Raw genomic sequence first — 13712 nt, forward strand, 5'->3', positions numbered from 1 at the left:
AAGGTGAGATTGAGTAGGGTGGGAGAGATGAATCCATCTAGCTCACCGGAGGTATAACAGTGGCCGGTTTTGACTGGTTTTGGAAAGCGCTTGGCGGAAAGTCCAGCCGCAACCAAAAGCGGAGCTTGGCAATTGTTGATCAAGCTGAATCTCACTTTAGCGATCTTGAAGCCCTAGATAATGCTGCACTGGCAGCACGGGCGCGAGCTTTGGCTGAAGGCGGGGAAATTAGTGATCAAGCTGAATTCCTGGCCATTTTGGGTATCGCAGCCCAGCGCACCTTGGGGCTAAAGCCTTTTGCCGTGCAATCTCAAGCAGTACTGCGCCTTATTGAAGGTGACGTGGTGCATATGGCCACTGGCGAAGGAAAAACCTTGGTTGGCGCGATGGCTGCCACCGGTCTTGGCTTGATGGGCAAAACAGTTCATTCCATCACCGTTAATGATTATTTGGCGGTGCGCGATGCTGAATGGATGCGTCCACTGGTGGAATTTTTTGGACTGAGCGTTGCCAGTATCAGTGAGAAAATGACACCTACGCAGCGTCGAGAAGCTTATAAAGCGTCGATTGTCTACGGTCCGGTCAATGAAATCGGCTTTGACGTGCTGCGTGATCAGCTTATTACCCGGCGCGAAGACGCCGTGCAACACGGCGCTGACGTTGCCATTATTGATGAGGCTGACTCCGTGCTTGTCGACGAGGCGTTGGTGCCACTCGTCCTTGCCGGTAACCAACCGGGGCATGCCCCGCGGGGCAAAATCACTGATGTGGTGCGTACCTTAAAGGAAAATGAGGACTACACCGTCGACGATGATCGTCGCAATGTGTTCCTTACTGACAAGGGCGCGGCAAAATTGGAAACCCAATTGGGCATTAGCAGCCTTTATGATGACGAGCACGTAGGTTCCACGCTGATTCAGGTCAACCTGGCGCTGCACGCCCAAGCGTTGTTGTTGCGTGATATCCACTACATCGTGCGCGAGGGCAAGGTTATGCTTATCGACGCCTCCCGCGGCCGGGTGGCTGATCTTCAGCGCTGGCCTGACGGTTTGCAGGCGGCAGTAGAGGCCAAAGAAGGCCTCGCCGTATCCGAAGGCGGAAAGATCCTCGATACCATCACCTTGCAGGCATTAATTGGTCGCTATCCCATGGCTTGTGGCATGACCGGTACCGCGGTCGAGGCCACTGATCAGCTTCGAACCTTCTATGACCTGCATGTTTCGGTAATTGAAAGAAATCATCCGCTGCAGCGTTTTGATGAAGCCGATCGCATTTATGCCACCATGGCTGAAAAGAACCGTGCGATTATTGAGGAAATTACGCAGCTACACAGCACCGGTCAACCAGTGTTGGTGGGCACCCATGATGTAGCGGAATCTGAAGAGCTCGCTGCTGCCTTGCGTGAACGTGACATTGAAGTAAGCGTGCTCAACGCTAAAAACGACGCTCAAGAAGCTCGTATCATTGCCGAGGCTGGCGATATTGGGCGCGTTACCGTATCTACCCAAATGGCCGGTCGTGGTACCGATATTCGCCTCGGTGGCGCCGATGAAGCCGACTATGACGAGGTAGTTAAACTTGGTGGCCTTGCGGTCATTGGAACTGCGCGTCACCGTTCCGCACGTCTTGATAATCAGCTGCGAGGTCGTGCCGGCCGCCAGGGAGATCCAGGCTTGAGCCTATTCTTTGTCTCTTTGGAAGATGATGTCGTTGTTGCTGGCGGTTCTGGGGAAAGCGTGTCTGCGCAGCCTGATGCCCAGGGTCTCATTGATTCCAATCGAATTCGAGATTGGGTGGCTCACTGCCAACGCGTGACGGAGGGGCAACTCCTGGAAATCCATTCCCAAAGCTGGAAGTACAATAAGTTACTTGCTGATCAGCGCGTCATTATCGATGAGCGTCGCGATCGTATTCTAGACAGCAACCTCGCATGGGAAGAACTGCGGGAACGCGCAGGGGAGCGAGCTGCTGAACTTGCCGTCCTTGACCCAGAGGTGCTTGAACAAGCAGCACGCGAGATTATGCTCTACCACTTGGATTTCAACTGGTCTGAGCACTTGGCCTTGATGGATGACGTACGTGAGTCTATTCATTTGCGTGCTATTGCGCGTGAAACTCCATTGGACGAATATCATCGTATTGCAGTACGCGAGTTTAAGGAGCTGGCACAGCGTGCAGTAGATGATGCAGTCTCCACCTTTAAAACCATAACCATTGATAAAGATGGCGCTCACCTTGATGAATCTGGTCTTGCACGGCCTTCAGCAACGTGGACCTACATGGTTTCCGACAACCCCTTGGCAGGGACTGGAAACTCGGTTATCAGAGGAATTGGCAATATCTTTCGTTAAACCCTAATTTTAAAACCCCTGTTCACAGCGATTTACTTAGATTTTCCCCACATTAGGGGAGGGTAGCTCCGCACTTCACATCGTTACAGGGGCTATGATGAACATCGTTAAGAACAATGTCGACACGGAGGAAATTCAATGAGCGACAACACCGGCACGCCGGAGCCACAGGTAGAGACCACCTCGGTTTTCCGCGCTGATTTGTTGAAGGAAATGGAGTCGAGCACTAACACGGCTCCTGCCTCCACTGGTGCGGAGAACCTTCCTGCAGGTTCTGCCCTTTTGGTAGTTAAGCGTGGCCCAAATGCAGGCGCTCGATTCCTTCTGGATCAGCCAACCACCACTGCTGGCCGCCACCCAGAAAGTGATATCTTCCTTGACGATGTCACCGTTTCTCGCCGCCATGCAGAATTCCGCATCAATGATGGCGAATTTGAGGTTGTAGACGTCGGATCCCTCAACGGAACCTACGTTAACCGCGAGCCACGTAATGCTCAGGTTTTGCAGACCGGTGATGAAATCCAAATTGGTAAGTTCCGTTTGGTTTTCCTCGCAGGTCCAGCAGAATAAGAAATATTTTTACAATATTTTTTAGTGTGTTTACCCATTGCGGTTGCAAGATTAACGATCCTGCAACCGCTTTGCGTATACATTTTTAAATTGTCCATCTTCCACCCCATTAGTCCACAGCAGGTAGCAGCAGCATCGTGAGCGCACTCCGTAAAACAGCATCTGGTGGCACCAAAGCCCACCCGCAAAAAAAGAGCAAGACCATGTCCATTGGAGTGGTTCTGGAGCGCTTAAATGCCGAGTTTCCCGATGTTACAGTTTCCAAAATCAGGTTCCTAGAATCTGAGGGGCTGATCAGCCCGGAACGCACCTCTTCAGGTTATCGACGCTTCACTGAAGCTGATGTCGATCGACTGCGTTATATCCTGCTCACCCAGCGTGATAATTACCTTCCCTTGAAGGTCATCCGTGAGCAACTAGAAGCCATGGACAATGGCTCTGTCACTGCGATCCTAAATCCGCATTCTGCTCAGCCGCTGGTAAGCCCAGAAAAATTCCAGGCTCCCGCAATCACCCGCCTGACTGATACTGATGTAGCAGAACAAGCCGGTGTGAGCGTCAAAAGCGTTGCTGAGTTGGTTACTGCTCGCCTCATCAAACCTGATGTGGCCGGTTTTTTCACCAATGATGATGTCATGATTGTCAGCACTGCCAGTGCGCTCAAAGATATGGGCTTTGACATTCGTAGTCTGAAATCTTTGAGCAATGCAGCTTCCCGTCAGGCCGATTTAATTGCTCAAGTTGCTGATCCAATTGCTCGTGGCAAAAGTGATGTAGCGCAGCAGCAGGCCGAGGAAATGGCACAGCAGATGTGTTCTTTGGTAGTCTCCATGCACGCCTCTTTGGTCAAAAACGCCACTCGCGAACAGCTGGGATACTGATTTATACATGAGTTTTATTGAGCTTGAATTCCATGGCATTCACACCATGGAACCAGATGGATTTACCTGCGCACTTTTCCGGTGGGATCAGGGTAATAAGATCTTGCCCGTTTGGATTGATCCAGAAGACGCCTTAAAGATCCAGGCTTATCAGGCTGGATTTAGCCCGCGTCGTCCCACTGCACATGAACTTCTTGCGGAGGCTTTCCAACGCCTTACCCCCTGGGTGAGTGACTTGCGTATTGTCTCGCATTTTGAGGGCGTGTATATGGCCTCAATTATCACTTCTGAAGGTGAAGAATTTGATGCGCGCCCAAGCGATATCATTATGCTCGCTGAACTTTTGGAAGTTCCCATCTCTATTGATGAAGAAATTTTGCAGCAAACTGCGATCTTTATCAATGATGAGGATTTGGAAGCCAATTTCGGCATCGTGATTGATCGTGCAGACGTGGAAGAGATCATTGTGCCCGAGTCAGCTTCGGGAGATGCCCAGGCAGATGCCGATTTTCAGCAGCTTATGCAAAGCCTTGGTGTATCAGAAGATGATCTTTTTAAAGGCGATGGTTTTGCCGGCGGTGAAGAAGAACCAGGTTCTAAACCAGGCTTTGACACCGATGACAAACCTGACTTTTAGGCGTGTCTGAGGACATTTACTTGACTCTGGTCTAGGCTAGAGGCCAGACTTAAAGATAAGTTACACGTTTAAAACTCACACTGACGTGGTTTAGGCCACGTCATCACTGAAGTATCGGAGACATCAGTGTACGAAGATAATAATTATCAGGAAGAGCTTTATACCGGATCACCCGTACAAGGCTCTCTTTTTGAGGTCGGTCCCGACGAAGAAGTTGGCTACCGAGTTCCAACCGCCTGCCAGGTGGCCGGTATTACTTACCGCCAGCTGGATTATTGGGCACGCACCAAACTTGTGGTGCCTTCCATTCGTGGTGCCCGTGGCTCGGGATCCCAGCGTCTATATTCCTTCAAGGACATTTTGGTCCTAAAGATTGTTAAGCGTTTGCTGGATACCGGTATTTCACTGCAGAACATTCGTTTAGCCGTCGATAAGCTGCGCGACCGCGGCACCAATGACCTCGCCGAGATCACCCTGGTCTCTGATGGCACCACAGTGTATGAATGCCGTTCCAATGAAGAGGTTATTGACCTCCTCGGTGGTGGCCAGGGCGTATTTGGTATTGCTGTGCCTGGCATCATGAAGGAACTCACCGGCGATATTTCTGCCTTCCCTTCAGAGCGTATTGACGAGCACCTACAGGCAGAGCCCATCAATTTTCAAGATGAGCTAGCAGCCCGTCGCAATCGTCGTACCTCCTAAGGCCTAGCAAAAACTTTTAAACCCCCTGTGGGAGAAATCCTCCGAACTTCTCTCACAGGGGGTTAGTTGTGTTTTAAAGGCCGTGGCCTAGAGACCAAAGGCAGCGCGCAAAGCTGCGTTGATCTCATCGACAGTACTTGCCTGAGTTGCAGTGCCGCCGTGGCTGGTTGCAAAGTCCTGGAGCACAGTATCTACCGCATCCGGGCCAACGTGCACCACATGCAAGGAGATATTGGACGCTGAGGCAGCTTCTAGATCAGCAAGGAAGCTTGAGTCCTGATATTCGCCCGCAGATCCTGAGGTGACAATAACAACGCGTATAGGCTGCCCTGCAGGGGAGCCCTCCTTGGCAATTTGAGTAGCTGCGACCACTGAGGCACGGGTTAGTGGAACACCACCAGTGCCCAGGCGTACCACTGCACCGGCGGCATTTTCACCAGCGGACTGATCAGGGAAAGACACATTGGCACGCCAGCCCTTGGTGACACCAGGATTAAGAGGGGAAGAGTAGTTATTAAGCGCTACTTGGTTACCCTGGGCACCAGTTTCACGGGCAAGATCAGCCAAGATACGAGTGATAACGGTGTGATAGGACTCCTGGCTGTCGCTAACCACTCGGTCCATATTGGAGGAGGTATCAAGGTTAATGATGGTATCGGAAGGAGCTGGGGCAGCTGCTACAGGTGCTGCGGGAGCTTCGGTGGTTGTGGTTGGTGCAGCACTTTCAGCTGCGACCAAGACGGATTCCAGGGCTGCCGGATCAGCGGCGCCGGACTCAAAATCTGCAGCGGCAAAATCTGCCCCGGCGCGGGCCTGATCCTCAGTGATTTCAGCGTTGGAATTGGTTGCAATTGCCCATACCGGAACACTGGCTCCATCAACTGCGGTGAAGGTATATCCCTCAGGCAGCTCAGCACCTTCGATGGTGGCAAAAGCGGGGGAGCTTTCTGCACCGGTCATGGTGGTGTCTTGGTTGGCTGCCAAAGCTGCAGCTGCAGCCTCCTCAGTATCAGCCATTGCCAAGGCAACGGCAGCGGCGGTTGCTGAATCCGTGGCAACCGGCAGGCTGACCTGATCCAGGGTGATGTTGGAGGCATCAGTGCCGGCAGCTACTGCAATGCCTGCTGCTACGGAGCCAACCTGTGGCCAGCTATCTTCAGCGGAACTGGCCACTGCACCAGTTTCCGCCAGAGCGCTTGCTGCATCGGTGCGTGAACCTGCAAAGAGATAAGTTGCGGCGGGTTGTTCACCGCTGACGGCCTCTGCGGTGACGCAATAATCGCGAGTGACAGGGGAGGAGGCATTAAAGGTTTCGACAGCACTGGCAACGGCGGAGCTATCTCCTCCGATTGGCAAAGAGAGCTCGCCGGACACACATTCCTGGGTGGTTTCAGCAGCTTGGTTTGTGGTGTTATCCGAGCGATTGAGAGCCCAGGCCACGATCAGGGCAATGATGGCCACAATGGCGATCACTGCGATGGTCAAAGATTTAGACAATCTAAAATTCGATTGTCCGCTGGAATGTCGTGCCACGGTACTCCCTCGCTCAAAAAACGTACATGGGGTGAACTAGTCTGAAAGTTTAGCTGCTAAAGCTTGTGATGTGAGGTAGACAAGCCGAGCTCGAATGGGTTTTGCGCGTTCTGAAATGGCTCGCTGTCGAGCCACATATTCTGCTTTGCCCTCAGGGGTTTCAATAGCAACGGCTCCAAAGCCATGACCGCGCACATCATAGGGTGAAGCCTCCATATCCAAGATGCGAGTATCACGAGCTAGTTCAAAGGCATCGAGGAATAGATCGCCAGGAATCAATGGACCAAGCTTGGCAGCCCACTTATAAAGGTCCATATTGGCGTGCAAACAACCGCATTGATCGTTTTTGGGTTGATCTTCTCGGGTTAAAACCGTGAGGTTAAGTGGGATTGCAGGCTCGGTGAAGAATCTAAATGCGTCAAAGTGGGTGCATTTGATATTGTGCGATTCCACCACGCGGTCTGTTTCCGCAGCTCCTAAGCGTAGAGGAAGATCATGGCGCAGATTATCTGACTTATAAGCCATGGCCCATTCATGCAGTCCAAAACAATCAAATTGGGCGTGATTAGTTTCGGTAGCTGAGAGCAACTCATGGATATAGCGCACTGAAGAGCCCCGACGTTCCATAAAAGCGGCAAGATCGAGTTCTACTCCCGCCGGATGCTGCGGGGTTTCGTCGACAAGCTTATAAAAACGCTGAGTGGTATGTGGGGCTGGTTCTTCTAGCCGCACGCCAAGCCCCGGATGCCAGGTTTTAAGGTGCGCGGCGCGCACCGGGTAGTACTCGAAGAGGAAATCAAATACGGGGTGCTTGATATGAGCTTGTCGACGCGCCAGATGAGCCTTGGTGAACGAATCAGCCCGCGCTTGGTGAGCGCGGGCTTGTTCCGTCCACTCAGCCTTATCGAGGTAGCTTAAGGTGAGGGAGTCTAACACAATCTTTTCTTTACTCTGTGGTGCTTTCGTGGGTCCAGTCGTTGACGGTGCCCACATATTCTTCGATGAGATCTTCTAGGGTAATCACACCGAGTAGTTCACCGCGCTGGCGTACTTGGGCCATGTGGGCGGAACGGTGGTGCATAAAGTCCAGCACATCGTCCATGAGACCATCGGCATCAACGTTAACCAAAGGACGCAGCGCGGTACGCGGGATGATTTCATGGGGGTCCATCTTAGGATCTGCCAAACGCGGCAAAATATCCTTGATGTGAATATAACCCAAATAGGAACCATCGCGGCCAGCGACCGGGAAGCGGGAGAAACCGGTTTCGCGGACAGCTTCCTCCAATTCCATCAAAGTTGGTCCGGAGCGACCAAAGTCAAGGGAGCGTACATCTTCATCGCGGATAACTAATTCCTTAATGGAGCGGTGCTCAGAACGTAGGGCCTTGGACAAACGTGCATGCTCTTCAGCGTCAAGGAGTCCTTCAGAACGTGATTCGGAGATCATCGAGGCCAGCTGCTCTGGGTCCACGGTGGAATCTAGCTCGTCTTTTTGCTCGACCCCAAAGGCTTTTAAGGTAATGCGGGCAATCCAGTTCATAAACTCAATTAATGGTCGAGTGATCTTGACAAACATGATGAGAACTGGAGTTAGCCACATTGCCAGGGTTTCAGGGCCTGCGATGGCAATGTTTTTTGGCACCATTTCACCAAAGAGGATGTGTAGCCAGGTGATAATTCCGAGGGCGATGACAAAGGAGATGGGGTGAATAAGGTCCGCTGGAACACCAAAGGCCTTAAAAGGTTCTTCAATAAAGTGCGCGATTGCCGGTTCTGCAACTTTACCTAGCAACAAAGAACATAGGGTGATGCCGAACTGTGCGCCTGCCAGCATGATAGAGAGGTGCTCGGTGGCATAAAGAACTTTTTCTGCAGCTTTTTTGCCCTGGGAAACTAGGGAGTCTAAGCGGTCTCGGCGCGAGGAGATGAGTGCGAACTCGGCAGCAACAAAAAATGCGTTAGCTGCAAGTAGCGCAAGGACCATGAGGATGGTTAGCCCGATGCTCACTTTTCATACTCCTTTGCTTCTTCGTGGGTGATGGGGGTCAAAACGGCCTTATCAATGCGGCGGTCCTCCATTACGGTTACGCGCGCAATCCAGCGCCCGGAAAAGCCTGACTCAAATTCATCCATGGATGGGGTATCGGTCAGCGGAAGCAAAGTGACGTCTCCAACTCGAGGGATTTGGCCCATGGAGTACATGATCAAACCGCCAAGGGTTTCAAAAGGACCTTCGGGGGAGACATAACCTACGCGTTGTTCCAATTCATCGGTACGGACCAAGCCGGATACTTCCCAGCTGGCGCCGAATTGTTGGAAATCACGTTCGGCATCTGAATCATCGTGCTCATCATGGATTTCGCCGAGGATTTCCTCCACGACGTCTTCGATGGTGACCAAACCTGCAGTGCCGCCGTATTCATCGGCGATAAGAATCACCTGGGAGCCGGCAGAGCGCACTGCGTTAAGGACGGCGTCACCATCAAGGCTGGCGGGGACGACCGGGATTTTACGGGCCAGATCGCGCACCATGGTGGTGGCGCGTTCTTCGCGCACCACAGAAAAAGCGTCCTTAATATGGACCATTCCGATGGTGTCATCAAGATCGCCTTCAGTCACCGGGAAACGGGAATGGCCAGTCTCTAATGCAAGCTCGATTAGGTCATTGACGGTATCGGTAGCCTTAAGAGATTCGATGGTGGAACGTGGTGTCATAAATTCATCTGCGGTGGCGTTACCAAATTTCAGGCTGCGGTTAATTACTTCAGCGGTGTTTTGATCAAGCCCGCCGCTTTCTGCGGAACTACGTACCAGGGCGGTAAGTTCCTGTGCGGAACGCGCCGAGGCTAGTTCCTCTGCAGGTTCAATGCCCATTTTGCGCACAATAAAGTTTGCAGACTTGTTCATGCCTTTAATAAAAGGCTTAAGCGCAGTATTAAATACGTTGACCGGGTGGACCACGAATCGAGCCACACTAAGGGGATTGGTAATGGCCCAGTTTTTTGGCACAAGTTCGCCAAAAACCATTGACAATACAGTTGCAACAATTAGGGCAATGATCATGGCGATGGCGGTGGTGGCGGAAGCACTTAAACCAGTGAGTTCCAATAATGGGGTGATAAATTTTGCCAACACTGGTTCGGCAAGGAAGCCGGTAGCCAGGGTGGTAATCGTGATGCCGAGCTGGGCTCCAGATAGCACGAAAGACAGATTTTGGTGGTCCCTCTGCACTGCACGGGCGCTGCCATCGCCCTTTTGTTTAACGTGGGTTTCAACAGTGGATTTTTCTAGACCGGTGAGTGCAAACTCGATGCCGACAAAAAGACCTGTACTGGCTGTGAGAAGCACAAAACCTAGCAGTGAGAGGATGCTTATGAGTATGTCCATTGGCGTATGTTGAGCATTATGCCCTTAGACAAAGCCTAAGAGGTTTTAGCTCCGGGGACCATCTTTCTTTGAAGTCTGACGCCGTGAACCATTGCGGTTTCCGCCAGTGGAGCTTGCGCTACCACCAGTGCCACCGCTGCGTTTTCCGCTGGTTGCTTTACGACGGGGATTCCTGGTGGAACCCTTGCTGTCAGAACGGTTGTGAGTATTTTTTTGTACCCTCTTTGGCTGTTGCTGTTGCTGTCCGGGGACGGCGAGCGGAGTGCCGGAAGGGCGCTGTGCACCAGTAATCTTAGCCAGCTCAGGGGAATCTTTGTGAACCTTAACTTCAGCAGCCTCAACGCCTGCCTTTTTGAAAAGTTCGCGGACTTCCTTGATCTGATCATCGGTTACCAGTGTCACTACTGTACCGGAAGTTCCAGCGCGTGCAGTACGACCCGCGCGGTGTAGGTAAGCCTTGTGCTCAGCAGGTGGATCAACGTGAACCACCAAGGAAACATCGTCAACGTCGATGCCACGAGCGGCGATGTCAGTAGCTACCAATACGGAGATGGAACCATCAGAGAATCCAGCAAGTGCGTTAGTGCGGGTGCTCTGGCCCTTATCACCATGAATGCCCACTGCGTTGATTCCTTCGCGACGCAGTTTCTTTACCTGACGGTCAACTCCATGCTTGGTACGCATGAACATGATGGTTTTGCCTTCGCGGGCAGCAATGCGAGTGATTACTTCATTGCGAGGATCGCGGCTACCAACCAGCAGACGGTAGTGCTCCATGGTGTCCACAGACGCCTGTACCGGTGCGGTGGAGTGTGTGACCGGCTTGTGCATATAACGATCAACCAATTTGCTCACATCTCCGTCAAGGGTGGCGGAAAACAGCAAACGCTGTCCCTTTGCAGGGGTGAGATCCATGAGCTTTTTTACCTGTGGCAAGAAGCCCATATCAGCCATTTGGTCGGCTTCATCAAGTGCGGTGATTTCCACTGCAGCCAAAGAAAGCTTCTTTTGGTTGACCAAGTCTTGGGCGCGACCTGGGGTGGCCACCAAAATGTCAACGGGGGAAGCAAGTGCGGTGATGTTGCGGTTGATGTTGACACCGCCGACAACTTCCAGGGTGCGCAGTCCCATAACGCGGGCGGGATCTGCCAGGCGTTCACGGACCTGAGCTGCGAGTTCACGGGTGGGGACCAGGATAAGTCCGCGGGGGCGACCGGGCTTGGAAGCGCCGGATTTAGCCAAACGAGTGATCATGGGCAGGCCGAAGGTGAAGGTTTTTCCGGAGCCGGTTGGGCCACGTCCCAGCACATCTTTTCCAGCGAGTGCATCGGGGATGGCGGCTTCTTGAATGGGGAATGCTTCAGTAATTCCTTGGCCACGAAGTTCCCGGACGATCTCCTCGGGAAGATTAAGTTCTAAAAATGTAGTCATTAATAAACAACAGTAGTCCTACCAGAGCAAAAACACCGCTTTTCGACGAAGCCCCCGCCGCAGCACTCAAGGTGCGCGGCGGGGGCGGGCGTCGAAAAGCTTTTTAAGTTTTAAGCCTCAGACTCGGTGCGATCTCCGGACCACTCGGTGTGGAAGGAGCCGTCCTTGTCGACGCGCTTGTAGGTGTGTGCACCGAAGAAGTCGCGCTGACCCTGAATCAGGGCAGCTGGCAGACGCTCAGCACGCAGGCTGTCGTAGTAAGACAGGGAGGAAGCAAATACTGGGATTGGCAGACCAAGCTGGGTTGCAGCAACTACCACGCGGCGCCAGGAATCAACCAGTCCGGTGAGTTCTTCCTTGAAGTAAGGGTCAAGCAGCAGGGACTCTAGCTCAGCGTTAGCGTCATAGGCCTCAACGATGCGGTTAAGGAACTTAGCGCGGATGATGCAGCCACCGCGCCAGATGGTAGCGAGGTCACGAGGGTCAACATTCCAGTTGTTCTCATCGGAACCAGCCTTGATCTCATCAAAGCCCTGTGCATATGCAACCAGCTTGGAGGCGTAGAGCGCACGGCGTACATCCTCAACAAACTGATCCTTATCCACGCCAAGAGCTTCCAGGGTGGTGAGCTCGCCGGTAGGCAGGTTGCCCTGAGCTGCAGCGCGCTGGCTTGCAGCACCAGATAGTGCACGTGCAAAAACAGCCTCGCCGATGCCGGTGGTGGCAATGCCCAGGTCCAAAGCAGCCTTGACGGTCCAGCGACCGGTGCCCTTTTGTCCTGCAGCGTCAACGATGACATCGATCAAAGGCTTGCCGGTTTCGGCATCTACCTGAGAGAGCACTTCAGCGGTGATTTCAATGAGGTAGGAATCCAGGTCGCCGGCGTTCCATTCCTTGAACACCTCTGTGATTGCGGCTGGCTCCATGCCTGCGGCATAACGCAGCAAGTGGTAGGCCTCGCCAATAACCTGCATATCGGCGTATTCGATGCCATTGTGAACCATCTTGACAAAGTGGCCAGCGCCATCAGGTCCGATGTGGGTTACGCAAGGGGTGCCATCAACGTTTGCTGCGATGGACTCCAAGAGTGGGCCCAAGGACTTGTAGGACTCAGCAGGACCACCAGGCATGATGGAAGGGCCGTTTAGTGCGCCTTCTTCGCCGCCGGAGATGCCAGCACCGACAAAGTGCAGACCGCGAGCAGCGATTTCCTTTTCGCGACGAATAGTGTCGGTGTAGAGAGCGTTACCACCATCGATGATGATGTCGCCTTCTTCCATGGCGTCTGCGAGCTGGTTGATGACGGCATCGGTAGCGTTACCTGCCTGGACCATGATGATCGCGCGACGTGGCTTTTCCAAAGATGCAACAAATTCCTCGACAGTTGCAGAAGGGATGAAATTTCCTTCAGAACCGTGATCGGCGATGAGCTTATCGGTTTTGTCGGTGCTGCGGTTGTAGACGGCGACGGTGTGGCCGTTGCGTGCGAAGTTACGTGCGAGGTTGGAGCCCATTACCGCGAGGCCCACAACGCCAATCTGAGCGAGGTTATCTGCATTAGTCATGCCCTAGATCGTACTTGACCATGAAGCTGACTGTCAGCCAGATCCCATTAAAAGGTGTGATCATTTGGATTGTGAAAGTGTTTGTCCAGATAAACACCTATTTATTGCTCAATAATTTTCGAAGGCTAAGGTTAAAAATATGAATGGACACCAGGAACCACCAATGGATCTCTTTTCCCTTGCCTCCCGTGCAGCCACCCGAGCCCTCACCAACGATGAATTGGAAGAACTCAACAACCTCAACGTTGGACTCGATAGAAACCTCGGGCTGCGCTACACCTCCATTGAACCAGGCAAGGTTATTAGCGAACTCCACGTTAACTCCAAGCACCTCCAAGTAGTAGGACTCGTCAATGGTGGCGTTTATGCCTCCATCGCAGAATCCACTGCCTCAGTTGCTGGCATGGTGGCAGCCCCTGGAAAAGTTGTAGTCGGCGTAAACAACAACACCGACTTCATCTCCTCAGTCCGCTCCGGTGTCATCGTTGCCGAAGCAACACCCATCCAAGTAGGCGGCCGCACCCAAGTCTGGCAAGTACTGTGCACCCACCGCGGTGAACTCGTCGCCCGAACCACCCTGCGCACCATGGTGCTCGAGCGCTAGCACCTATCTGCACTCCCGCGGCGGGAGGGCGTCGCAAAGCACCACGGC

Annotated in this window: 12 protein-coding genes; 6 read left to right on the forward strand and 6 right to left on the reverse strand. The window is 52.9% G+C overall.

Translation table 11 applies throughout. The annotated features are described in order from the left end of the window. Positions 1 to 59 precede the first annotated feature (59 nt). The 5 genes from secA2 to H924_RS06725 all read left to right on the forward strand — a co-directional run bounded on the left by secA2 (position 60) and on the right by H924_RS06725 (position 5141). The gene (gene secA2, locus H924_RS06705; RefSeq protein WP_015651202.1) at positions 60 to 2351 is read left to right on the forward strand and encodes an accessory Sec system translocase SecA2; all 2292 of its coding nucleotides are present in this window, start codon (positions 60 to 62) and stop codon (positions 2349 to 2351) included. A gap of 138 nt (positions 2352 to 2489) precedes the next feature. Further along, complete coding sequence (odhI, locus tag H924_RS06710; RefSeq protein ID WP_015651203.1) at positions 2490 to 2921, forward strand: oxoglutarate dehydrogenase inhibitor Odhl; 432 nt, start codon at positions 2490 to 2492, stop codon at positions 2919 to 2921. A gap of 137 nt (positions 2922 to 3058) precedes the next feature. Then, positions 3059 to 3802: a transcriptional regulator FtsR gene (gene ftsR, locus H924_RS06715; protein WP_015651204.1), complete on the forward strand. Its 744-nt coding sequence runs from the start codon at positions 3059 to 3061 to the stop codon at positions 3800 to 3802. 7 nt (positions 3803 to 3809) lie between these two features. Beyond that, complete coding sequence (locus tag H924_RS06720; RefSeq protein WP_015651205.1) at positions 3810 to 4439, forward strand: bifunctional nuclease family protein; 630 nt, start codon at positions 3810 to 3812, stop codon at positions 4437 to 4439. A 126-nt stretch (positions 4440 to 4565) separates the two neighbouring features. Continuing rightward, positions 4566 to 5141: a MerR family transcriptional regulator gene (locus H924_RS06725; RefSeq protein WP_015651206.1), complete on the forward strand. Its 576-nt coding sequence runs from the start codon at positions 4566 to 4568 to the stop codon at positions 5139 to 5141. Positions 5142 to 5228: 87 nt separating this feature from the next. Here H924_RS06725 and H924_RS06730 read toward each other — a convergent pair whose 3' ends face one another. From H924_RS06730 to gndA, 6 genes are all read right to left on the reverse strand, one after another. Next, positions 5229 to 6614 carry a vWA domain-containing protein gene (locus tag H924_RS06730; protein WP_029703318.1) on the reverse strand — a complete coding sequence of 462 codons (1386 nt, stop codon included), beginning with the start codon at positions 6612 to 6614 and terminating at the stop codon, positions 5229 to 5231. 96 nt (positions 6615 to 6710) lie between these two features. After that, on the reverse strand, positions 6711 to 7610 hold the full coding sequence (locus tag H924_RS06735) for a hypothetical protein (protein WP_015651208.1): 900 nt from the start codon (positions 7608 to 7610) through the stop codon (positions 6711 to 6713). A 10-nt stretch (positions 7611 to 7620) separates the two neighbouring features. Next, positions 7621 to 8661 (reverse strand): hemolysin family protein, encoded by a 1041-nt coding sequence (locus H924_RS06740; protein ID WP_282101577.1) that lies wholly within the window; start codon positions 8659 to 8661, stop codon positions 7621 to 7623. Between the two features lie 20 nt (positions 8662 to 8681). After that, complete coding sequence (locus tag H924_RS06745) at positions 8682 to 10064, reverse strand: hemolysin family protein (protein ID WP_015651210.1); 1383 nt, start codon at positions 10062 to 10064, stop codon at positions 8682 to 8684. A gap of 45 nt (positions 10065 to 10109) precedes the next feature. Continuing rightward, positions 10110 to 11495 (reverse strand): DEAD/DEAH box helicase, encoded by a 1386-nt coding sequence (locus tag H924_RS06750; RefSeq protein ID WP_015651211.1) that lies wholly within the window; start codon positions 11493 to 11495, stop codon positions 10110 to 10112. Positions 11496 to 11605: 110 nt separating this feature from the next. Beyond that, positions 11606 to 13060, reverse strand: coding sequence for an NADP-dependent phosphogluconate dehydrogenase (gene gndA / locus H924_RS06755; RefSeq protein WP_015651212.1), 1455 nt, complete (start codon positions 13058 to 13060; stop codon positions 11606 to 11608). A gap of 139 nt (positions 13061 to 13199) precedes the next feature. On the opposite strand from gndA, the gene H924_RS06760 reads away from it, so the two are divergent. After that, positions 13200 to 13664, forward strand: coding sequence for a PaaI family thioesterase (locus tag H924_RS06760; protein ID WP_015651213.1), 465 nt, complete (start codon positions 13200 to 13202; stop codon positions 13662 to 13664). Positions 13665 to 13712 lie beyond the last annotated feature (48 nt).

The sequence above is a fragment of the Corynebacterium callunae DSM 20147 genome (genome assembly GCF_000344785.1).
Classification (GTDB): Bacteria; Actinomycetota; Actinomycetes; order Mycobacteriales; family Mycobacteriaceae; genus Corynebacterium; species Corynebacterium callunae.